This is a genomic window from Isoalcanivorax indicus (genome assembly GCF_003259185.1).
Classification (GTDB): Bacteria; Pseudomonadota; Gammaproteobacteria; order Pseudomonadales; family Alcanivoracaceae; genus Isoalcanivorax; species Isoalcanivorax indicus.
The window spans coordinates 60290-79859 of the sequence record NZ_QGMP01000004.1 but is presented as its reverse complement, the minus strand read 5'-3'; the positions used below and the strand labels follow the sequence as shown (position 1 = coordinate 79859).

The following is a 19570-nucleotide window of genomic DNA, read 5'->3' as shown; positions in this document are numbered from 1 at the left end:
ACTTTGCCGCGTAACTTTCTGACCTGATTCACAAAACGCCGACGAATGGCCTTGCCTGCACATAAAAGTTACTTTAAAAAGTGATTGTAACTTATTGATGTGTGGAGCCAGGTATGGCCTTTGATCCCCGTGACCCCTACGACGCCGCGGCCCTGTACGACATGTGGTTGAACTGTCAGGGCTGTACCGCCACCTTTGACTTCGAGCCCGAGCGTCCGCTGGGGCTGGACTACTATCACGACATCGGTCAGCGGGCGAAAGCCGAGGGCTGGGTGGTGCATGAGCAGCCGGAAGCCGAGGCGGGCGAGGATGTCAGCTACCTGGTGTGCTGCCCGGAGTGTGCCGCACGCTTCGGTCTTGCTGCACCACAAGGCGGTGACCGCCGGGCCCCCGCTGCGATCATGGATATCTGCGCCGCCGTGCGCGCCGCCGAGAGCGAGCTGGCCGCCTGACCGTGCCGCTCGCCTGATCGTTCCTGCCATGGCGGAGCGCGGGCCCGCCTTCTTATACTCCCCGTCCTGTTGATCCATCATCCTGAATCGAAAGGGGAATGCCATGACCGCTGAGGACATGAGCCTGGCCGAGGCCTTGCGTAACCGCCGCTCCGTGCGCGGCTTTCTGGACAAGCCGGTGCCGCAACCGGTGCTCGAAGAGGTGTTTTCGCTGGCCCAGCTGGCCCCCAGTAACTGCAATATCCAGCCGTGGCGGGTGCTGGTGGCCTCAGCCGAGGCGCGTGACACCCTGCGTGAGCGGATGGTGGCCAACGCCAGCCAGGGCAAGGCGATCAGTCCCGACTTCGAGCATCTGCCGTCGTTCGAGGGGGTTTACCGCCAGCGTCAGGTGGATTGCGCTGTCGAGCTGTACAACAACATGGGCATTGCCCGTGACGACAAGGTGGGCCGGTTGCGTGCCACGCTGCGTAACTTCGAACTGTTCGATGCGCCGCATGTGGCCTTTATCGGCATGGATCGCCGCTTTGGTGTGACGGTGGCGCTGGATGTGGGCATGTATATCCAGAGCCTGATGCTGGTGATGACGGCCTTTGGTATCGGTTCCTGCGCCCAGGGCAGCATGCGCTATTACCCGGATGATGTGCGTGAGGTGTTCGGTGAGCCGGAGGATACCGCCATCCTCTGTGGTATCAGTTTTGGCTATGAGGACGCCGCCGTGGATGCCAATCGCACTCGCGTCGGGCGGGCGCCGCTGGGTGAGTCGGTCACCTTCCTGGGCTGATCAGCGCAGGAAGGGAGGTGTGCGGGCGCTCACATACGTGGCGCGCCCGCACAAGCAATCAATGCCCGTTTGTGCTACACTGGCGCGCTTTCCTGCAACCACTTCAAGGTGTTATGTCCGGCTCGATGATCATCGTCAAAGGCACCATTCCGGTACGCGAAGACTGTCGCGAAGATGCCGTGGCGCTCGTATACGCGCTGGCGGAAGCGTCACGCACGGAAGAAGGTTGTGTGGCCTACGAGGTTTATGTGCAGGCGGACCAGCCCGAGATCATCATGATCTGGCAGCAGTGGCGCTCCCTGGACGCGCTGGAAATCCATTTCGCCTCCGCCCATGTCGATGCCTTTCTGGACGCCATTCCGGACATGATCGACGGTCAGGTCACCTCATCGCGGTTCGAAGTCCAGTCGGAAGACAGCGATATGGGAGACGATGACGCTCTGGAGCTGGAAATGCCCCGCGTCCTGCTGGGCGAAGAGATCGTTCTGCACTGACGCTTGCGGGCGACCTCAGTCGCCGTTGTTCCGGTAAATGCCCACCAGATCGCGATCGATCAGTTGCCCCAGCATCGCCAGCGCCGGTTCGATATCCCCTACCTTGATGGTCTGCATGCCCAGCACTCTGGCGGGCTTCAGATTGATGCCCAGATCATCCAGAAAGACGACGTCCGAAGGCGCTACCTCGGCCATATCGCAGGCCTTCAGATAGAAAGCCGGCTCCGGTTTGCGTACACCGGCGCGGCTTGATTCAAGCACGAAGCGAAACCGCGACATGGCGTGATGCACGCTGGCAGCATGGGTGTCATCGTGGCTCATGCCCGCGCCGTGGCCTACAGGCAGGTTGTTGGTCAGGCAGGCAAGCAGGAAATCATCACGCAGCGCATCCAGCACCCGGATCATGCCCGGTCGCACCGGTGTGGCCAGCAGCGGTACCAGGTCACGCCCGGGCACGGCGTGCCCGCGGGCCCGGGTTTCCGCCAGAAAGGCGTCATCGAACGCGTCCAGATCGATGTCGCCACGCTCGAACCGGGCCCAGGCGTTGCTGTCCGGGTTCACCGCATTGGTTTGCCGCAAGAAATCCTGCGGCAAGCCGCGAGCCGTCTCGTAGCCGCGCAGGGCAACGAAAGGGCTGTCGGCGATCACGCCACCGAAATCGAAAAAAATGGCCTTGGGTATCGTGGTCATGGTGGTGCTCGCCGTCCTGTTCTACTCTTGGGATCCTGACGTACCGGAGGGGCTGAATGAAAACCCGCATCGCGTCCATCGAGGAAGTGCGTGAAAGCTTCCACGGGCAAGGCTATATCTGTAACGATGAAATCGCTACCGCTGTATTTCTGGCAGCCCAGTTGCGCAAGCCGATTCTGGTGGAGGGACCGCCGGGTGTGGGCAAGACCGAGCTGGCCAAGGCGTCGGCGGCTTTTCTTGAGGCGCCGCTGATTCGCCTGCAGTGTTACGAGGGGCTGGACGAAGCCAAGGCGCTGTACGAGTGGAAGTACGGCAAGCAGTTGCTGTACACACAACTGCTCAAGGACAAGCTGGGCGATCTGCTCGGCAATGCCGATACGCTCGAAGCCTGTATGGAACGGCTTGCGGATTTTGGCGATGCCTTCTACTCGGACATGTTTCTGGAGCCACGGCCATTGTTGCAGGCGCTGCGTGCCGACGAGGCCCCGGTGTTGCTGATTGACGAGATTGACAAGGCAGACCAGGAGTTCGAGGCCTTTCTGCTCGAGTTGCTGTCCGATTATCAGATATCCATTCCGGAACTGGGCACAGTGACCGCGCGCAATGAGCCGCTGGTGTTCCTGACCAGCAACAATACCCGCGAATTGTCCGATGCACTCAAGCGGCGCTGTCTGCATTTGTATATTCCGTATCCCGATCTGCGTCTGGAACAACAGATCATTGCCGCCCGGGTACCCGAGGTGAGCGCATCCCTGCGACGTCAGTTGACTACATTTGTATCGCGGTTGCGTGAGATGGACCTGAAGAAGCAGCCCGCAGTGTCCGAGACCATCGATTGGGCCCGTGCGCTGGTGCTGATGCACGCGGATACGCTGACACCGGCTCAGGTGGAGTCGACCCTGCGTCTGCTGCTGAAGTACGAAGAAGACCTGGTGACCGCTCGCGCTGACCTGCACCGGTTGCTGAAAGACTGATGGCCGAGCGGGTGCTGACCGAGTTCATCAAGGCGCTGCGCGGTGCCGGAGTGTCCGTGTCTACCGCCGAGAGTCTGGATGCACTGCGGGTGGCGGACCTGACTGGCTACGACGATCGCGCCCGTTTGCGTCAGGCGCTGGGCATGGCGCTGGCGAAAAGCGAAGCGGACAAGTGGCGTTACTATCAATGTTTCGATGATTTTTTCCGTTTCGTTGCGCCACGGCCGCCAGCATCGAGTGAGCCGCCGGGTGCGCCGCCGGCGAGCGACCCGCCACCCCCTCAGCCGGGCAATGCCGGAGCGTCTGCGGGCGGTGGCGGTGGCGGCGAAGGGCAGTCAGACAGTGAGGTGTCCGACCTGGCGCGGCTGCTTGAACAGGATGATCCGGCTCGGCTCAGCCAACGCATGGCCGCTGCGGTGCGGACGGTCGACCTGACGCGCTTGCGCGTCATCACCCAGAAAGGCCTGTTCGCCCGGCGCGTCATGCTGGCCATGGGGGGCGAGGCGCTGGATCAGGACATCTTCCGTTTGGAAGCGCAGCACGATCCGCGTGGGCTGGCCTTGCGTCGGGCACGCGATGCCCTGCGCCAGACGGTCATCGAAGAGGTCAACAGGCAGTTCCTGCTGCAGGCGCGAGAAACAGGAGCGCAACTGCGCGAGCAGACCATGCGAGAGGTGAACCTGCGGGATCTGGCGGAGTTCCGCGATGTGCAGGCCCTGGTGCAACGCATGGCCCAACGTCTGGTCACCCTGCACGGCCGCCGCCAACGGTCGTCGCGAAAGGGGCTGCTGGATGCACGCCGTACCCTGGTGTCCAGCATTCGCCACGATGCGGTGCCCGCGAGACTGCACTGGAAGAGCCGACGGCTGCGCAAGCCTAAACTGTTCGTGATCTGTGATGTGTCCAGCTCCGTTGCCTCCGCCTCCCGTTTTCTGCTGATGTTCCTGCACGCGGTGAACAGCCTGTTGCCACGGGTGCGGAGTTTTGCGTTTGCATCCCGCTGCGGTGAGGTCTCGGCACTGTTTGCCGCCAGCGGCGATGCCGACACGGCTATTGCCCGGATACTGTCCGAGTATGCGGGCAGCGGCACGGATTATGGTGACATGCTGCGCTTTTTCTGGCGGACCTGTGAGGCGGATCTGGACCGGCAGAGCACAGTGATTGTGCTGGGTGACGCGCGTAATAATGATCTGCCTGCGGAGCAGACAGTGTTGCGCCAGATAGCCGAGCGTAGCCGACAGGTTTTGTGGCTTAACCCCGAAGGGCGCAATCGCTGGGGTAGCGGTGACTCGGTAATGCCTCAGTATCTGCCCTATTGTCGGCGTGCCATGCCCTGCCGGAATCTCAATCAGATGGAACGGTTTGTGGATTCGCTGCTGCGCGACCTGCGCTGACCGTTTCTGATCGCGTCAGCGCAAGACACTGCGCAGGGCCTGGGCCAGTTTCTCCAGTGTGATCGGTTTGGCGATATGGCTGATCATGCCCGCTTCATGGCAGGCACGAATCTTGTCCGGCACGGCATGGGCCGTCAGCGCGACAATCGGCGTATTGGGCAGACGGCCATCCTGCTGCAACTGCAGGATCTGCCGTGCGGTGGTGAAGCCGTCCATGTCCGGCATCTCGCAATCCATCAGGATCAGATCGAACGGCGGTTGCCTGGCAAGCAACACGGCGATGGCTTCCATGCCGCTTTCCGCGATATCCACCTCGTGCCCCAGCTTGCGCAGCAGGCCCTCGGCGACCATCAGATTGATGTGGTTGTCATCGACCACCAGAAGCCGGGCGGGCGAGACAGGCTGGTCTGTTACCGGTGCGGGCGCCATGTCGGTGTGGTGCGTCGCAATGGGCAATGGCAAACGGAACCAGAAGCATGAGCCTTTTTCCGGCGTGCTGCGCACACCGATTTCGCCGCCCATCATTTCCACCAGTTGCCGACTGATGGCCAGGCCCAGGCCCGTGCCCCCATAACGGCGACTGGTGGAGGCGTCCAGTTGGTGAAAATGTTCGAACAGTTGCGGCAACTTGTCTTCTTCGATACCGATGCCGGTATCCTCGATATGAAAGTAGACGTAATCAGTCTGCCCGGGCTCACGGCGTGCGTGAACGGTGACCTGCCCGTTCTCCGTGAACTTCACGGCGTTGCTGATCAGGTTGACCAGTACCTGCCGCAGACGCATGGCATCACCCCGGCATTCGGTGACATCGCCCAGTTCCAGTCGATGGACAAGCTCGTTGCCCGCCATGCTGGCCCGATGACGAAACAGGTCAACGCATTCCTCGATCAGCGAGCGCAACTCAAAGTTGGCTTGCTCCATCGGCATTTTTCCTGCCTCGATGCGCGCGTAATCCAGAATGTCATTGATGAGATCAAGCAGGCTGTTGCCGGATTGCTCTATGACATGCAGATGATGCAGTTGATGTGCATTCAACCCGGAGTCGCGCAGCAGATCCAGGGTGCCGATGATGCCGTTCAGGGGCGTACGGATTTCATGGCTCATGACCGCAAGGAATTCACTGCGAGCGCTCAGGGCTTCGTTCAACTCGCGGGTGCGTTCGCGCACACGCTGTTCCAGAGCCTCATTGGCTTCGCGCTGGATACGTTCGTTCTCATCCTTGAGGCTGGTCATGCGGCTGGCCAGTGCGAATGACAGCAACAAGGCTTCGATGGCGGTGCCGAATTGCATGGCATGTTCGAGGTACCAGTGCCCCGGCAGCACATCAAAGGCCTTGAGGACATACAGCCCGGCGGCTACCGCCAACGTCAGGAAGGCGGCCAGGAAGTAACGGGCGGCGCGAAAGCCTCGCCAGGCCTCGTAGGCGGCCAGCGCGGAGATGATCAGTACCCAGGGAAGCACCAGCGCCGTGGAAGCCTGAATCCAGAAGGTGAAATCGAGCAGCAGCGTCAGCGGGGCCAGCAGCAGCACGAGAAGGCCGCAGGGCATCAGGATACGGCAGACCATCGGCCGACGGGTCGAGAGTTGCAGGAAGCTGCAGGCGAACAGTATCGAAAAACCCACCGAGAGCAGGTTGAACACCGGCAGGCTGTGATGGTTCCACCAGGGCGCGTCCGGCCATAACCACTGATAGGCCAGCCCCTCACGGGTAAACAGGTTCAGTCCCAGCGTGCCCAGATACAACACATACAGCAGGAAGCTGTTGTCCCGCAGTGACAGGAAGATCAGCAGATTGAACAGGCACATGATGGTGATGGCGCCGTAATAGAGCCCGTGGCCAAACAGGCGCTGACTGTCCTGCTGCTGGAAGGCTTCGCGGGTAGCCAGGGATATCGGCATTTCGATGGCGTTGTCGCCCTCGGCGCGCAACAGCAACCAGGAGGGGCCGGGCGGCAGCGTCAAGGGGATGACCAGGTGCGGGTGGGGCAGCGGGCGGCTATGGAAAGGAACCCGGTCACCGACCTGTGTGTGAGCCAGGGGGGCCTGCCGGGCGTCCAGCAGGAAGACATCAAGATAGTCGAGATGCGGGCGTCCGGCTTGCAGTATCCAGGTCTGCTCTCCGGAGAGGTTGTCCAGTGGCAGCAGAAACCACTGAGGGCCACTGCGGAAGCCCAGTGAGGGATAAGCCCCCTGCAGCGGTGTGCCGCGGCCCTCGGAGAAGGCGCGCAGAGCGGTCTCCGGCGTCAGCCGTGAGGTCGAGTCGTCGATCCAGAGCAGCCCGGTGGGTGTGTCGTGGCGTGCGATGCCTGCCTCGAGCGCGAAAGCGTCCGGACTCGCCACGGCCGGGTAGCCGACCAGCAGGCTCGTTATCAGCAGAACGCCGCGCCAAAGGTAGTGGCTGATCTGGTGCATTCCCTGTCCCCGATGTTTCCCGGCGCCCCGATGCTTCTTGTCGATAGTAGCGCGTCCTGCGAGGGGGACCAACCTTCGCGGGAGTGTCTACCTCTCATTACCATGTTTTACAGCCGTTTTATAAAGGAAGGTTAAAGTCCGCAGCGAGTCACAACCGGGCACATCCGTGCCGACCGGCAGTGAACAAAGCGGTGTCAGTGGCCTCGAATCTGGTGTCACTACATGAGCAGGAGTACACAGCATGAAAGGATATTCTCTGAAAGTACTGGTCGCGGCCGTGGCATTGGGTGGTAGCAGCACCGCACTGGCTGCCGGGCCGTATATTGGTCTCAACTACACCCAGTTCCAGCTGGAAAGTGATGACACCGATAACAAGCTCAAGCCGGAAGGGATCACGCTGCGTGGTGGCATAGAGTTCAACGACTTCATCGGCCTGGAAGCACGTGGTGCAATGGGTGTGCGCTCGGATGAGCGTAGCAACATCAAGTATGACCTGGATCACTTGTACGGTGGTTACCTGAAGCTGTCCGTGCCGCTGGCCGAGCATGTTCGTCCGTATGTGGTCGGCGGTTACACCGAGGCCCGTGGCAAGGTCACGCTGGATACCAGCATCGGCAGTGCCTCGCGCGAGACCGATACGGTCAGTGATGAGTCCTACGGTGCCGGCATCGATTTCCAGTTGACCGATACCTTCGGCATGAACGTGGAGTACATGCGCTATCTGGACAAGAGCGATTATGAACTCAACGGTATCAGTGTCGGCTTTCGTTCCGCATTCTGATGGCGGACCGCGCAGTACCCGAACGCCCCGGCCACCAGGTCGGGGCGTTTTTCATGGAGGGCGGTCTATTGCTCCTATTGCTCTGAACGCGCCATGATGGCTTCCAGGTGCGGGCGAAAACTGGCGACAACGCCAAGGTTGACCAGTGTCCAGTAGTGGCCGCCCAGCACGCGATCCACCAGCAATGTGCGTGCAGACGGCTGGAAGGATTCCAGATGCTTCCATGACGTTTCGCGCGTCTTGCGCGCCAGTTTGAGATGGAGGCGCGAGGCGGCAAAGTCGAACGGCTCATGATTGAACGGCGGTAACAGCAGGTCGGCCCAGCCAACGTAAAAGTCTTCGCTGACCTCAGGACCGCTGGCCTTGCGTATGCCCAGATCGCGCAACACCTGTTCCAGCGCGCGATAGTCCTCTTCGTAAGCGGCCCGGGTCAGGCGCCGCAGGGCATCAAGATCTTCTTCCGGAATGCGTTTGATGGCGCCGAAATCGTACATCACGATGGTGCCGTCCGGCCGATAGGCGAAATTGCCGGGGTGTGGATCACAATGCACCGTGCGCAGCATGAAGATCTGCCGTGCCAGGGCGTCGAACAGTCGCTCGCCCAGCCGGTTGCGCAAGGGCTGATCGTAAATCGGATTGTCGCGCACGGCGTTCAGATCATCGCCCGGTTCATAGGTCAGGGTCAGCACCTTGTCGCTACTGAGGGTGTCGATGACATCCGGGATGACGAGCCAGGGGTCGTCGGCATGGAAGGCGCGGAACTGGCGCAGGTGCTCGGCTTCCTGGCGGTAGTCCAGTTCCTCCTCGAGTTGCGTGCGTATCTCCCGGAAGATGGCATCCAGAGTGGCTTCTTCCACTTTCAGCAGGCCACCCAGGCGCAGGATGCGGCGCAGGTGGCGCATGTCCGAATCGATCGACTCCTTGACCGCCGGGTACTGGACCTTGACCACCACATCCTGGCCTTCCAGCGTGGTTGCCCGATGCACCTGCCCGATGGAGGCGGCGGCGAACGGTTTTTCTTCGAAGTGGGCAAACAGCACATCGGGCTCGTCGCCCAGCTCGCGGCGCACCTGTCGGCGGATGACAGAAAAAGGCATGGGTGCGGATGCTTTCTGAAGAACAGACAGGGCGTCGGCGATTTCCGGGGGCAGCAAATCCTGCATCTGCGAGGCGATCTGGCCGACCTTCATCACGGCGCCTTTCATTTCGCCCAGAGTCGAGGCGACTTCCTTGCCGATATGCCGCAGCAGTTTTTCCCGGTCGCGATCGCGGGCTTCTTCGGACTGGAATAATCGCTTCACTGAGTGCGACGCCACGCGCGAGGCGATGGACGTGGTCATGCCGGTGAGACGCAGCAGGCGCCCGGTTTGTGTCGTCGTGCGGAAAGAGGATTTGTCGCGGGCCACAGTAGATGCCGGTTGCTGGCTTAAGGAACCACCAATCTGTGCGCTGGCCTGGCGGGTGTCAATGCCCTGGCGGGTCAAAAGGAGGGCAGATGAAAAAGGGGCCGCAAAGCGGCCCCTTTTTCAGTGCGGTTTCAGTGCGGTGCGTGCGGCAATCAGGCGCGCTCTTCACCGGCAGCGACCAGCTCATTGAAGAACTTCTCGCTCTCCTCGCGGGCGGTCAGGACAGCACCCAGACCCGCCAGCACGAACTCGTTGGTGCCTTCGGCCTTCTCGCCACGCTCTTTCTTGCCAGCGTCAACGAAGCGCTCGTACAGCGCCTTGCGCTTCTCCGGCGCGGCGTCGACCAGCTCACGGGCTGCCTGCAGCAGGCCACGGCCAGCCAGCAGGGCCTTCGGCTTGCCTTCGGCGCTCTCGCCCAGGGTCTCGGCGCCCGTGGCGGCATACTTTTCATACAGCTCGCCAGAGGTGCTTTCGGCCTTGGTGTAGGCGCCCAGGCTAGCCAGGTAGATCTTGCGGTTCAGATCCTTGGCACGTGCGACCAGGGATTCCTGTTGTTCACGGAGTTGTTTCAGCTCGCCCATCACATGATTCCTTCTCAGTGGCTGCGGTTAAAAGGTTGTCGCCGGCGGGCTGGCAGAAGTGAGGAGCCCGGGCGATGGGTGCAGGATAGCGATGGCGGGCCGGGTCTGTGTCTGTGTTGTCCGACAATCGCACAGGTGTCAGCGGGAACTGATCGGTCTTCTGCCGGTCAAGCCTGTGACGTAGGTCAATAGCAGTAAGTTAATGGGTACACGCATACTTCACAGGGTAGTGATAGACTGCGAATAAAGACTGACCGTCCTGATTACGCTGGAGCTTGCATGATCGAAAAATTCGTCGCCAAAGTCCCCGCCCGTATCTGGGAAGAGGGACGGCCACCGCGTCTGCGTGTCTGGGAGGGGGATTACAATGTGGCCGCCTGGGTGCGTGTCACAGGTGCCACCGGCCCCATCGAACTGCGCATCACCTACACCGATGAGGCGGGTGATCACCATGCTCGCGTTGACGCGGCCGAGATCACCAGTGATGGCAGTGCCTTGCTGTCGGGCATGGTCAAGTTGCGCTTTACCGGGCAGGTGGAGCAGGTGCAGGCCGTTTTGCGTCTGGGTGATGCCGGTATGCATTTCGTGGTCGAGGAACTCTACGTGCAGCGCCGTGGCAGCGCCCTGAGCCGCACAGACAAGCTCATCTCCAATTTCTGAGGCCTGACCGAGGCCCTGACCTGATCCGTGTCAGCGGTTGCCCCGCGGCAGGGTGCCGGTTGCGGGCAGCGGTGCCTGCGTCTCTGGTTGCGCCTCTGGCTGTACCGGGGCGCCTCCCTCCACCGGTCCATGCTCCAGTATCGAGGCGGGCCAGCTGTGAAAATCAAGGCCGGTCAGCCGCTGCAGCCTTTCGAGCGCGGCGTCCGGTGCTTTTTCGTGCAGCGTGATCACCTTACCCATGTGACAGATCCCCCCAAGGCGTTTGTATAAGGCAATGCCAGAAGCGTGCCAGATGCTGTTTGGTGGTTTTCTGTTTTTAAATCAGTTGGTTATGATGATTCTGCTCGATCGGGAGGCCGGGGGGCTGTGGCCGATCAGCCTCGCACGGGCAGGATGTGACGTTTTCTGTCCGTGCGGGCCTGTGCGGCGTATCAGTCGAGGAAAAAGTCCGGCAGCAGTTGCTCCGGTTTCAGTGACGGGTCTACCTGATACTGGCTCAGATCGGTGATCCCGGCCTGCTGCACCACTTCATCATCGATAAAGAAGTTGCCGCTGCACTGGCGCGCGTCCTGGCACAGGATGTGGTAGGCCGCGTCAGCCATGATGTCCGGGGTGCGGGCGGCCTGGATGCTCTGCGCGCCACCGAGGTGGTTCTGCACCGCTGCGGTATCAATGGCTGTGCGCGGCCACAGGGCGTTGAACGCTACCTTGCCGCGATACTCCTCGGCCATGCCATACACGCACAGGCTCATACCGTACTTGGCCATGGTGTAGGCGCAATGCCGGGCAAACCAGTGCGCGCCGAAATGCAGCGGCGGCGCCAGATTCAGCACATGCGGGTTGGCCGCTTTCTTCAGGTGCGGCAGGCAGCGCTGGCTGGCGAGGAAGGTGCCGCGGGTGTTGATCTGATGCATCAGATCAAAGCGCTTCATGTCGGTGGTCTCGGTGGACGTCAGGCTGATGGCGCTGGCGTTGTTGACCAGAATGTCGATGCCGCCAAAGGTGTCCACGGCCTTGTCCACGGCCGCCTGGACCTGGTCTTCTTCACGAATATCGCCGACACAGATCAGTGTCTTGCCGCCCGCCGCCTGCATGGCTTCGGCGGCGGTATAAAGAGTGCCCGGCAGCTTGGGGTGCGGGGTGGTCGTTTTGGCAAACAGAACGATATTGGCGCCATCCCGGGCAGCGCGGACGCCGATGGCCTTGCCGATACCGCGGCTGGCGCCGGTGATGAACAGGGTCTTGCCGGACAACGTACTCATGGGAACCTCCTGTAGGGCATGAATGGCTAACCTAGCAAGCGCTTGGTTTTGGGTCTATGACGAAAAAGATGGCCGCGCAGAACGATCAGGAGACTCCTCTTGCGAACAGATGTCTACCGGGGTTATCGTGTCCCCTCGGTCATTTTGGGCCAAGGGTCGAATAATCATGACAATCCTCAAGATGAATCCGGAGGAATACTCCGCATCTGCCGAATACGTGCCGGTTCTGGTGTCGCTGCTTGAGCGCCGTGGTATTGCCCAGGACACCCTGCTCCAGGGTACGGATATCGCGCCGCAGTGCTGGCGTGAGCCCGGGGCTCGTGTGCCGGTACAGCACTTCGAGACACTGATTCGCCGGGCGGTGGAACTGACGGGTGATCCCTGGCTGGGTTGGGAGTTCGGGGCGGCGCTGACCATGTCGACGCACGGCTTTCTGGGCTATGCCGCCCTGTCCAGTGAAACGCTCGGGGATGCCATTGAGCTGGCCACCAAGTTCTTCCGCACCCGTATCACCTTCATGGATCTGCAACTGGTGATCGAAGGGGATGTGGCGGCATTGCAGCTGGAAGAGTTGATTGCGCTCAATGATCTGGCGCCCTTCTTCGTCGAGACGCTGTTCAGCAGCTTCCACTTCATGGCCCTGAAAGTGGTGCCGGATCTGGAGATGGATGGCGAACTGCGCTTCGGCTACCCGGAGCCGGCCTATTTCCGTACGCTGAAACCGATGATCCCGGTGCCATGCCTGTTTGACTGCGCCTATCACCAGATGCGCTTTCCGGCGCAGCGGCTGGAGAAGCGCCTGCGGTTTGCCGATCCGCGCCTGGCGGATATGGCGGCGGCCCAGTGTGAGCAGGAGCTGGCCAGCATCAAGGCGCCACCGCGACTGCTCGGGCAGGTGCGGCGTATCGTGCTCAGCCACGCCGGGCGCTTTCCCGGTGTGGACGAAGTCGCCACCGAGTTGCACATGTCCTCGCGTACCCTGAAACGCAAGCTGCAGCAACTGGGCACCAGTTACCAGAAGGTGCTGGATGACCTGCGCAAGGGGCTGGCGGTGGAGCATCTGACCCAGACGGATACCACGGTGGACGACATTGCCCTGCTGCTGGGCTATTCGGACGCTTCCAATTTTGCCCGCGCCTTCCGTCGCTGGACCGGGCGCAGCCCGACCGATTACCGGGAATGAAGTGAGGGGAGAATCTGATGCTGCACCCGCGTCTTGAGGCCGACACCCGCGCGCTGGGAGAAACGCCGCAGTTCTGGCTGCGCTGGATGAACGATCAGCGCTTCCCGTGGGTGATCATCGTGCCGCGTCAGCCGGGCGTGCGCGAATGGCATGAGTTGGACGAGAGTGCGCAGCAGGAGCTGCTCAGCATGGTTAACCGCTGCAGCCTGCATCTGCAGCGCCTGACATCAGCGGACAAGATGAATATCGGTGCCCTGGGTAATGTGGTGCCGCAGCTGCATGTGCATGTGATCGCCCGTCACGAGGGCGATCCCTGCTGGCCTGGCCCCGTATGGGGGCAGGGGGCGCCGGAGCCGTGGCAGGGGGCGGCGCAGCCCGCCTGGTTGCCGGCGCTGCGTGATGCGTTGGCCTGGCGGTGCGCGTGATGTTCCAGCAGACGCCGGTCGACGTGACCTGTCCCTACTGCTGGGAAACCATCGAGATTCTGGTGGACCCTTCAGAGCCGATGCAGGAATACGTTGAGGATTGTGCCGTGTGTTGTCACCCGATCCACTTCAGCGTGCAGGTGGATGAGGCGGGAGAAATCAGCGTCGACGCGCGCAGCGACGACGACTGACCTGTATCGTGGCGGGCGCTTCAGGGGGTGGTGCGGTCGATATGACCCAGTTCGCGCTCCGGAGCGATCTGGTCGCGCACGCGCCGCTTGAGCTCTGCGATTTCCGGAAAGCCGCCATCGCGCTTGCGCTCCCAGATCAACACCTCGTTCGCCTTGATCTCGAAAATGCCCCCGGTCCCGGGGCGCAGCGCGACTTCCTCCAGTTCATCGGCGAAGGTGTTCAGCAGCTCCTGGGCCATCCAGGCGGCACGCAGCAGCCAGTTGCACTGGCTGCAATAATGGATCGCAACGCGTCCGGCCATGGGGCGCCCTTCAGGGGTTATCTTCGCCAGCCAGGAAGGCCAGCATTTTCGGGTCGGTCAGCAGCCGCGTCAGGGTACGTTCCAGCACATCATTGAGCATGGCTTCGTTGCGGCGCGCACTGGGTGTGATCGGCATGTCATGGGTCACGCTGCTCTGATAGCGGCCGGTGTGCTCCACGTTCGGACGACTGGCAATGGCTTCGATACGCGCGCTGACTTCGATGCGGTTGACCACCGAGGTGTCGGCAGGGACGTAGGTCAATTCGACCAGGCGCACGTCCAGTTGCGTGGCATTGCCATCCGGGTTGTAGGCGTTGAAGCCCTGAACATGCAGGCCCTTGGTGACGGCCTCATACAAGGCCTTGGGCACATCATTGCCCGGGCGAATCAGGCTGGTTTCCGGGTAGACGCCGCCGCGTGATCCGAAGGCGTCCTGCTCGCGCGCGTCGCGGGCGGTCACATTGACGGAATGGTTGCGGCCGATATTGGCGCTGGCGATCTCCGGTTCGGGCTGCAGGTTCACCACCTGGGGGCTCAGGCCGCAGGCGCTGAGCAGGGCGGCGCAGAGCACCAGAGCGGAACGGGACAGCATCACAGGGGCGGGCATGGCCGGTAGTCCTCCATCAGAGAATGAGTGCGTTACATCCGGCCATGGGACAACAGGATCAGAAGCGACGTTCCGCTGCCTCACTGGCCAGACGTTCCAGCGCTTCCTTGTACCGGGAGTCCGGCACCGCCGCAAGCGACGCCAGCGCAGATTGTGTATGTTGCCGTGCCAGATCGCGCGTGTATTCCAGCCCGCCTGCCACCTGCACGGTCTCGATGATCTCGTCGAGCTGCCCCAGACCGCCGGTGCGGATGGCCTGGCGGATCAGAGCCGCCTGCTCGGGCGTGCCCTCGCGCATGGTGTAGATCAGGGGCAGCGTGGGTTTGCCCTCGGCCAGGTCATCGCCGACATTCTTGCCCAGTTCGGCGGCATTGCCGGTGTAATCGAGCACGTCGTCGATCAACTGGAAGGCGATACCCATGTGGCGGCCATAGGCGCCGAAAATCTCCTGGGCGCGCTGCGCATCGGCGGCATTGTCGGTGGCCAGCACCGCGCCGGTTTGCGCCGCTGACTCGAACATCTTCGCGGTCTTGTGGTGAATCACGCGCATATAGCGCTCTTCGGTGGTGTCCGGGTCGCGGCAGTTGATCAGTTGCAGCACCTCGCCCTCGGAAATGACGTTGGTGCTGGCCGACAGGATCTCCAGCAGGGTCTGGTTGCCGATCTGGACCAGCAGCTCGAAGGCCCGGGAGATCAGGAAGTCGCCCACCAGCACGCTGGCTGCATTGCCCCAGACGGCATTCACGGTGGGCCGTCCGCGACGCATGTTCGACTCGTCCACGACATCGTCGTGGAGCAGGGTGGCGGTGTGCAGGAACTCGATCACGGCGGCAATGTCGATATGCCGCTCGCCGGTATAGCCACTGGCGCGGGCGCTGAGGATGGCCACCAGCGGACGCAGCCGCTTGCCGCCATTGCCGACGATGTACTCACCCACTTCCCGGATCATCGGCACGTTGGAGTCGAGATGGTGGGTGATGAAGCGGTTGACCGCATCGAAATCGTCCGCCACAACGGCAGAAATGGCCTTGAAGTCCATCTGGACCCTCATCGGTTCAGGGGCTTGTCGCCCGGAGCTGGTCTGCATGGAGTATGCAGCCGCCGGTGCGAGGATGGCGGCAATGCTAACAGCAGGGGGCGTCGAGTCAAGGAAACCCGCGCCCTGCGGCCCTGGCGGGCCTTGCCGTGCCGCCCGCCATGGCGTAGAATCCGCGTCCCTTGGCCGGACGTCCCGGCATGATTTGACAATCCGTCGCAGTGGCTTATCAAGCGGTGCTTGCACCCGCCACCCGTGACCCGCTCGGAGTAACAGCAGCATGTACGCAGTCATCAAGACCGGTGGCAAGCAGTATCGCGTGGAAGAAGGCGATCTCCTGCGCATCGAGAAACTGGAAGTCGGCACCGGTGAAGCCGTGGAGTTCGATCAGGTCCTCCTGGTTGCCGACGGCGACAAGATCACCGTAGGCCAGCCTCTGGTTGACGGCGCCAAAGTGACCGCAGAAGTGGTTGAACAGGGCCGCCACAAGAAGATTCGTATCGTCAAGTTCCGTCGCCGCAAGCACTATCGCAAGCAGCAGGGCCACCGTCAGTGGTTTACGGAAGTGAAGATCACCGGCATCAGCGGCTGATCCGGGCATAGCGAGAGGTATTCAGACATGGCACACAAAAAAGCAGGCGGTAGTACACGTAACGGCCGCGATTCAGAAAGCAAACGCCTTGGCGTCAAGCGCTTCGGCGGCCAGGTGGTGCAAGCCGGTGAAATCATCGTGCGTCAGCGTGGCACCCGTTTCCACTCCGGTGCCAACACCGGCCTGGGCCGTGACCACACGATCTTCGCCACGTCCGCCGGGCGCGTGAAGTTCGAGACCAAGGGTTCGGAAAGCCGCAAGTTCGTTACCATCGAACCGGTAGCCTGATCCTGCTGACCGGCTTTTGCCGTGACAGCAAAGAAGCCCCGCCGGGTAACGCCGGTGGGGCTTTTTGATTTATTATTTCCGTCGTTACCGACGACAGTCATTGCCGAGGCGCGCGGGTCTGCGCGAACACCATGAAGTTTGTTGATGAAGCCGTGATCGATGTGCATGCCGGAAAGGGGGGTGATGGTTGCCTCAGCTTCCGGCGTGAGAAATACATCGAGTACGGTGGCCCGGATGGCGGCGACGGCGGTGCGGGCGGTAATGTCTGGATCGAGGCGGACAGCAACCTCAATACCCTGGTGGATTACCGCTATGAGCGCCTGTTCCGGGCGAAGAATGGCGCCCAGGGTCAGGGCCGCCAGTGCACCGGCAAATCCGCCGACGATATCGTGCTGAAGGTGCCGGTGGGCACCACGGTGGTGGATACCGCCATTGATGCCGTGCTGGCGGACCTGACCCACGACGGCGAACGCATTCTGGTGGCCAGGGGGGGGCGCGGTGGTCTCGGCAACACGCATTTCAAGAGCAGCACCAACCGCGCGCCACGGCGCACGATCCCCGGCTCCGAAGGGGAATCGCGGCAACTGCGTCTGGAGCTGAAAGTGCTGGCCGACGTAGGCCTGCTTGGCTTGCCCAATGCGGGCAAGAGCACCCTGATTCGTGCGGTCTCGGCGGCCAAGCCGAAAGTCGCGGATTATCCGTTTACCACGCTGGTGCCCAACCTGGGCGTGGTCAAGGCCGACCGCTATCGCAGCTTCGTCATGGCCGATATTCCCGGTCTGATCGAGGGGGCGGCGGAAGGTGCGGGTCTCGGTATTCGCTTCCTCAAGCATCTGGCGCGCACGCGCCTGTTGCTGCACGTGCTGGATGTCGCCCCGCCGGACGGCGCTGACCCGGTGCTGCATGCGCAGGCCATTGCCGAAGAGCTGGACAAGTTTTCCCCGGCGCTGGCAGCCCAGGAGCGCTGGCTGGTGCTGAACAAGGTGGATCTGGTGCCGGCGGACATGCAGGACGAGTACTGCAATGATCTGGTGAGTCGGCTGGGCTGGGAGGGCGAAGTGCATCGCATTTCTGCCGCCACCGGTGAGGGCACCGAGGCGCTGGTGTTTGCCCTGATGAACGCCATCGAGGAGCGCCGCCTGCGCGAGCAGGAGGACCCGGATTATGCCGAGCAGCAACAGGCCTTGCGCGAGCAGCTGGAAGAAGAGGCCCGCGAGCGCGTGCAGCTGCTCAAGGCCCAGGCCCGCCTGGCGCGTCTGGCGGCAGGGGATGACAGCGATGATGACGACGACGATGATGACCATGACGTGGAAATCATCTATTCCCCCTAACCGGGCCAGGTGCGCATGAGTCAGCAGCAGGATCAGGCACAGTCAATGGAGCAGCAGGACAGTCGCCGCCGGGCGCGCTGGGTCATCAAGATAGGCAGCGCGCTGCTGACCAATAACGGCGCCGGGCTGGATACCCACCTGATGCAGCGCTGGGTCGACCAGATGGTGGCTCTGCGTGCACAGGGCATCGAAGTGGTCGTGGTGTCCTCTGGCGCGGTGGCCGAAGGGATGCGCCGCCTCGGCTGGTCGCAGCGCCCTGACTCCATACATGCCCTGCAGGCTGCTGCGGCCGTGGGCCAGATGGGGCTGGTGCAGGCCTGGGAATCCCGTTTCCAGGTGCACGGGTTGCACACCGCCCAGGTGTTGCTGACCCACGATGACCTGTCTGACCGCACCCGTTATCTGAATGGCCGTGCCACCCTGCTGACGCTGCTGCGCCTGCAGGTGGTTCCCGTGGTCAACGAGAACGACACCGTGGTCACCGATGAAATCCGGTTCGGTGATAACGATACCCTGGCGGCGCTGGTGGCCAATCTGGTCGAGGCCGATCGCCTGGTGATCCTCACGGACCAGAATGGTCTGTATGAACGCGACCCGCGCAAGGACCCGGAGGCCCCGCTGATCCGTGAGGCCCAGGCTTCCGATCCGCGCCTGATGGAGGTGGCGGGCGGTTCCGGTGGCCCGCTGGGGCGTGGCGGCATGATTACCAAGGTGCGTGCGGCCACGCTGGCCGCCCGCAGCGGCGCCCGCACCACCATCGCCAGCGGCCGCAGCCCTGAAGTGCTGGCAGCGCTCGCTGCGGGCGAAGCGCCGGGCACTACCCTGTTGCCCGATACCAGCCCCTACAATGCCCGCAAACAATGGCTGGCCGGGCACCTGCAGATGCGCGGCCGCCTGACTCTGGATGCGGGCGCCGTCAAGCGCCTGCGCGAAGCCGGTTCGAGCCTGTTGCCTGTGGGCGTCACCGCCGTGCAGGGCCAGTTCTCACGCGGTGAGATGGTGGCCTGTGAGGATGAGCAGGGCCAGCGTGTGGCCTGTGGTCTGGTGAACTACGATGCTGATGAGGCCGCAAGGCTGGTTCGCCGCAAGAGCAGCGAGATCCAGGCTATTCTGGGCTACAGGAACGAAGAAGAGCTGATCCACCGCGACAACATGGTGGTGTTCTGACAGGCAATAAAAAAACCGGCCATTGGCCGGTTTTTTTATTGCTGCGAGAGGTTAACCTCAGGCAGCGGCACCCAGCGCCTTGACTTTGGCGTTCAGGCGGCTCTTGTGGCGAGCTGCCTTGTTGGGGTGAAACTTGCCCTTGCGGGTGGCCTTGTCCAGGACCGAAACAGCTTTCGTATACGCTGCCTGAGCAGACTGCTGGTCACCGGACGCAATGGCCGCGTTTACCTTCTTGAGGTAGGTCCGCACCATGGAGCGCATTGCTGCATTGTGCTGACGACGCTTCTCCGCCTGACGAGCACGCTTTCGCGCTTGCGGTGAGTTAGCCAAGGTCCTGCTCCTGTCGAAATTAGGTTGTCATCGCGGGCAGAATACGGGCACACGTGCCCCACCTGCCTGAAAGACGCGCAACTATGCCGATGGCGGGGTGGATTGTCAAGGGAGGCAGGGCAGGGGAAACGGGTTTTTTCGGGGGCTGGCCGGGCGCGGCGGGGTAGCGTGACATGCCGGTTCCGGCTACGCTTGCCCGGTTTTCACGGAGAGTCCATGAGCGAGCCCGCA

24 protein-coding genes are annotated in these 19570 nt (G+C 62.2%); 14 read left to right on the top strand and 10 right to left on the bottom strand.

Features of this window, described 5'->3' with window-relative positions; genetic code table 11:
* Window positions 1-113: 113 nt before the first annotated feature.
* From DKW65_RS14860 to DKW65_RS14850, 3 genes are all read left to right on the top strand, one after another.
* Entirely contained in the window at window positions 114-452 is a 339-nt protein-coding gene (locus tag DKW65_RS14860) for a hypothetical protein (protein WP_111658217.1), read from the top strand.
* 103 nt (window positions 453-555) lie between these two features.
* Window positions 556-1233 (top strand): nitroreductase, encoded by a 678-nt coding sequence (locus tag DKW65_RS14855; RefSeq protein ID WP_111658216.1) that lies wholly within the window; start codon window positions 556-558, stop codon window positions 1231-1233.
* Between the two features lie 113 nt (window positions 1234-1346).
* Window positions 1347-1727, top strand: coding sequence for a putative quinol monooxygenase (locus DKW65_RS14850; protein WP_245932532.1), 381 nt, complete (start codon window positions 1347-1349; stop codon window positions 1725-1727).
* Window positions 1728-1742: 15 nt separating this feature from the next.
* Here DKW65_RS14850 and DKW65_RS14845 read toward each other — a convergent pair whose 3' ends face one another.
* Window positions 1743-2417, bottom strand: coding sequence for an HAD-IA family hydrolase (locus DKW65_RS14845; protein WP_111658214.1), 675 nt, complete (start codon window positions 2415-2417; stop codon window positions 1743-1745).
* 56 nt (window positions 2418-2473) lie between these two features.
* Here DKW65_RS14845 and DKW65_RS14840 point away from each other — a divergent pair, with 56 nt between their 5' ends.
* Both DKW65_RS14840 and DKW65_RS14835 read left to right on the top strand, forming a co-directional pair.
* A complete protein-coding gene (locus tag DKW65_RS14840; protein ID WP_111658213.1) occupies window positions 2474-3391 on the top strand; it encodes an AAA family ATPase in 918 nt (305 codons plus the stop codon).
* Complete coding sequence (locus DKW65_RS14835; RefSeq protein WP_111658212.1) at window positions 3391-4785, top strand: VWA domain-containing protein; 1395 nt, start codon at window positions 3391-3393, stop codon at window positions 4783-4785. Before DKW65_RS14840 ends, DKW65_RS14835 begins: the two co-directional genes overlap by 1 nt.
* A 15-nt stretch (window positions 4786-4800) precedes the next feature.
* Here the strand turns inward: DKW65_RS14835 and DKW65_RS14830 are convergent, their stop codons facing one another.
* Entirely contained in the window at window positions 4801-7197 is a 2397-nt protein-coding gene (locus DKW65_RS14830; RefSeq protein ID WP_111658211.1) for a hybrid sensor histidine kinase/response regulator, read from the bottom strand.
* Between the two features lie 241 nt (window positions 7198-7438).
* Here DKW65_RS14830 and DKW65_RS14825 point away from each other — a divergent pair, with 241 nt between their 5' ends.
* Complete coding sequence (locus tag DKW65_RS14825) at window positions 7439-7978, top strand: porin family protein (RefSeq protein WP_111658210.1); 540 nt, start codon at window positions 7439-7441, stop codon at window positions 7976-7978.
* Window positions 7979-8052: 74 nt separating this feature from the next.
* Here the strand turns inward: DKW65_RS14825 and DKW65_RS14820 are convergent, their stop codons facing one another.
* Both DKW65_RS14820 and DKW65_RS14815 read right to left on the bottom strand, forming a co-directional pair.
* Window positions 8053-9384, bottom strand: a complete 1332-nt coding sequence (locus DKW65_RS14820) for an ABC1 kinase family protein (RefSeq protein WP_111658297.1) — start codon at window positions 9382-9384, stop codon at window positions 8053-8055.
* A 152-nt stretch (window positions 9385-9536) separates the two neighbouring features.
* Window positions 9537-9965 (bottom strand): hypothetical protein, encoded by a 429-nt coding sequence (locus DKW65_RS14815; protein ID WP_111658209.1) that lies wholly within the window; start codon window positions 9963-9965, stop codon window positions 9537-9539.
* Window positions 9966-10244: 279 nt separating this feature from the next.
* On the opposite strand from DKW65_RS14815, the gene DKW65_RS14810 reads away from it, so the two are divergent.
* Window positions 10245-10625, top strand: a complete 381-nt coding sequence (locus DKW65_RS14810; RefSeq protein ID WP_111658208.1) for a hypothetical protein — start codon at window positions 10245-10247, stop codon at window positions 10623-10625.
* A gap of 30 nt (window positions 10626-10655) precedes the next feature.
* On the opposite strand, the gene DKW65_RS14805 is transcribed toward DKW65_RS14810, so the two are convergent.
* Both DKW65_RS14805 and DKW65_RS14800 read right to left on the bottom strand, forming a co-directional pair.
* Window positions 10656-10865 carry a hypothetical protein gene (locus tag DKW65_RS14805; protein WP_111658207.1) on the bottom strand — a complete coding sequence of 70 codons (210 nt, stop codon included), beginning with the start codon at window positions 10863-10865 and terminating at the stop codon, window positions 10656-10658.
* A 191-nt stretch (window positions 10866-11056) separates the two neighbouring features.
* Entirely contained in the window at window positions 11057-11887 is an 831-nt protein-coding gene (locus DKW65_RS14800) for an SDR family oxidoreductase (protein ID WP_111658206.1), read from the bottom strand.
* Between the two features lie 166 nt (window positions 11888-12053).
* On the opposite strand from DKW65_RS14800, the gene DKW65_RS14795 reads away from it, so the two are divergent.
* From DKW65_RS14795 to DKW65_RS14785, 3 genes are read left to right on the top strand one after another with little or no spacing between them, the layout of a single operon-like run.
* Window positions 12054-13070, top strand: coding sequence for an AraC family transcriptional regulator (locus tag DKW65_RS14795; protein WP_111658205.1), 1017 nt, complete (start codon window positions 12054-12056; stop codon window positions 13068-13070).
* 17 nt (window positions 13071-13087) lie between these two features.
* A complete protein-coding gene (locus DKW65_RS14790) occupies window positions 13088-13495 on the top strand; it encodes an HIT domain-containing protein (RefSeq protein WP_111658204.1) in 408 nt (135 codons plus the stop codon).
* Window positions 13495-13686, top strand: coding sequence for a CPXCG motif-containing cysteine-rich protein (locus DKW65_RS14785; RefSeq protein ID WP_111658203.1), 192 nt, complete (start codon window positions 13495-13497; stop codon window positions 13684-13686). The genes DKW65_RS14790 and DKW65_RS14785 overlap by 1 nt, the downstream gene beginning before the upstream one ends.
* Before the next feature lie 20 nt (window positions 13687-13706).
* Here DKW65_RS14785 and DKW65_RS14780 read toward each other — a convergent pair whose 3' ends face one another.
* Genes DKW65_RS14780 through DKW65_RS14770 form a run of 3 tightly spaced genes read right to left on the bottom strand, consistent with a single transcriptional unit; the run spans window position 13707 to window position 15634 of the window.
* Window positions 13707-13988 (bottom strand): Rdx family protein, encoded by a 282-nt coding sequence (locus DKW65_RS14780; RefSeq protein ID WP_111658202.1) that lies wholly within the window; start codon window positions 13986-13988, stop codon window positions 13707-13709.
* Window positions 13989-13998: 10 nt separating this feature from the next.
* Window positions 13999-14595: a YajG family lipoprotein gene (locus DKW65_RS14775; RefSeq protein WP_245932531.1), complete on the bottom strand. Its 597-nt coding sequence runs from the start codon at window positions 14593-14595 to the stop codon at window positions 13999-14001.
* Window positions 14596-14653: 58 nt separating this feature from the next.
* A complete protein-coding gene (locus DKW65_RS14770) occupies window positions 14654-15634 on the bottom strand; it encodes a polyprenyl synthetase family protein (RefSeq protein WP_111658201.1) in 981 nt (326 codons plus the stop codon).
* Window positions 15635-15911: 277 nt separating this feature from the next.
* Between DKW65_RS14770 and rplU the strand changes: the two genes are divergently transcribed.
* From rplU to proB, 4 genes are all read left to right on the top strand, one after another.
* Window positions 15912-16223: a 50S ribosomal protein L21 gene (rplU, locus tag DKW65_RS14765; protein WP_111658200.1), complete on the top strand. Its 312-nt coding sequence runs from the start codon at window positions 15912-15914 to the stop codon at window positions 16221-16223.
* A gap of 27 nt (window positions 16224-16250) precedes the next feature.
* Window positions 16251-16511, top strand: a complete 261-nt coding sequence (gene rpmA, locus DKW65_RS14760) for a 50S ribosomal protein L27 (RefSeq protein WP_111658199.1) — start codon at window positions 16251-16253, stop codon at window positions 16509-16511.
* Between the two features lie 131 nt (window positions 16512-16642).
* Entirely contained in the window at window positions 16643-17842 is a 1200-nt protein-coding gene (gene cgtA / locus DKW65_RS14755; RefSeq protein ID WP_111658198.1) for an Obg family GTPase CgtA, read from the top strand.
* 15 nt (window positions 17843-17857) lie between these two features.
* Complete coding sequence (proB, locus tag DKW65_RS14750; protein WP_111658197.1) at window positions 17858-19009, top strand: glutamate 5-kinase; 1152 nt, start codon at window positions 17858-17860, stop codon at window positions 19007-19009.
* Between the two features lie 57 nt (window positions 19010-19066).
* On the opposite strand, the gene rpsT is transcribed toward proB, so the two are convergent.
* A complete protein-coding gene (gene rpsT / locus DKW65_RS14745) occupies window positions 19067-19339 on the bottom strand; it encodes a 30S ribosomal protein S20 (protein WP_111658196.1) in 273 nt (90 codons plus the stop codon).
* Window positions 19340-19570: the final 231 nt, after the last annotated feature.

What these genes read in the sequence shown, in the direction of transcription:
- DKW65_RS14860 (WP_111658217.1), top strand. Translation starts at nt 114, where the DNA reads ATGGCCTTTGATCCCCGTGACCCCTACGACGCCGCGGCCCTGTACGAC.
- DKW65_RS14855 (WP_111658216.1), top strand. Translation starts at nt 556, where the DNA reads ATGACCGCTGAGGACATGAGCCTGGCCGAGGCCTTGCGTAACCGCCGC.
- DKW65_RS14850 (WP_245932532.1), top strand. Translation starts at nt 1,347, where the DNA reads ATGTCCGGCTCGATGATCATCGTCAAAGGCACCATTCCGGTACGCGAA.
- DKW65_RS14845 (WP_111658214.1), bottom strand. Translation starts at nt 2,417, where the DNA reads ATGACCACGATACCCAAGGCCATTTTTTTCGATTTCGGTGGCGTGATC.
- DKW65_RS14840 (WP_111658213.1), top strand. Translation starts at nt 2,474, where the DNA reads ATGAAAACCCGCATCGCGTCCATCGAGGAAGTGCGTGAAAGCTTCCAC.
- DKW65_RS14835 (WP_111658212.1), top strand. Translation starts at nt 3,391, where the DNA reads ATGGCCGAGCGGGTGCTGACCGAGTTCATCAAGGCGCTGCGCGGTGCC.
- DKW65_RS14830 (WP_111658211.1), bottom strand. Translation starts at nt 7,197, where the DNA reads ATGCACCAGATCAGCCACTACCTTTGGCGCGGCGTTCTGCTGATAACG.
- DKW65_RS14825 (WP_111658210.1), top strand. Translation starts at nt 7,439, where the DNA reads ATGAAAGGATATTCTCTGAAAGTACTGGTCGCGGCCGTGGCATTGGGT.
- DKW65_RS14815 (WP_111658209.1), bottom strand. Translation starts at nt 9,965, where the DNA reads ATGGGCGAGCTGAAACAACTCCGTGAACAACAGGAATCCCTGGTCGCA.
- DKW65_RS14810 (WP_111658208.1), top strand. Translation starts at nt 10,245, where the DNA reads ATGATCGAAAAATTCGTCGCCAAAGTCCCCGCCCGTATCTGGGAAGAG.
- DKW65_RS14805 (WP_111658207.1), bottom strand. Translation starts at nt 10,865, where the DNA reads ATGGGTAAGGTGATCACGCTGCACGAAAAAGCACCGGACGCCGCGCTC.
- DKW65_RS14800 (WP_111658206.1), bottom strand. Translation starts at nt 11,887, where the DNA reads ATGAGTACGTTGTCCGGCAAGACCCTGTTCATCACCGGCGCCAGCCGC.
- DKW65_RS14795 (WP_111658205.1), top strand. Translation starts at nt 12,054, where the DNA reads ATGACAATCCTCAAGATGAATCCGGAGGAATACTCCGCATCTGCCGAA.
- DKW65_RS14790 (WP_111658204.1), top strand. Translation starts at nt 13,088, where the DNA reads ATGCTGCACCCGCGTCTTGAGGCCGACACCCGCGCGCTGGGAGAAACG.
- DKW65_RS14785 (WP_111658203.1), top strand. Translation starts at nt 13,495, where the DNA reads ATGTTCCAGCAGACGCCGGTCGACGTGACCTGTCCCTACTGCTGGGAA.
- DKW65_RS14780 (WP_111658202.1), bottom strand. Translation starts at nt 13,988, where the DNA reads ATGGCCGGACGCGTTGCGATCCATTATTGCAGCCAGTGCAACTGGCTG.
- DKW65_RS14775 (WP_245932531.1), bottom strand. Translation starts at nt 14,595, where the DNA reads ATGCCCGCCCCTGTGATGCTGTCCCGTTCCGCTCTGGTGCTCTGCGCC.
- DKW65_RS14770 (WP_111658201.1), bottom strand. Translation starts at nt 15,634, where the DNA reads ATGGACTTCAAGGCCATTTCTGCCGTTGTGGCGGACGATTTCGATGCG.
- rplU (WP_111658200.1), top strand. Translation starts at nt 15,912, where the DNA reads ATGTACGCAGTCATCAAGACCGGTGGCAAGCAGTATCGCGTGGAAGAA.
- rpmA (WP_111658199.1), top strand. Translation starts at nt 16,251, where the DNA reads ATGGCACACAAAAAAGCAGGCGGTAGTACACGTAACGGCCGCGATTCA.
- cgtA (WP_111658198.1), top strand. Translation starts at nt 16,643, where the DNA reads ATGAAGTTTGTTGATGAAGCCGTGATCGATGTGCATGCCGGAAAGGGG.
- proB (WP_111658197.1), top strand. Translation starts at nt 17,858, where the DNA reads ATGAGTCAGCAGCAGGATCAGGCACAGTCAATGGAGCAGCAGGACAGT.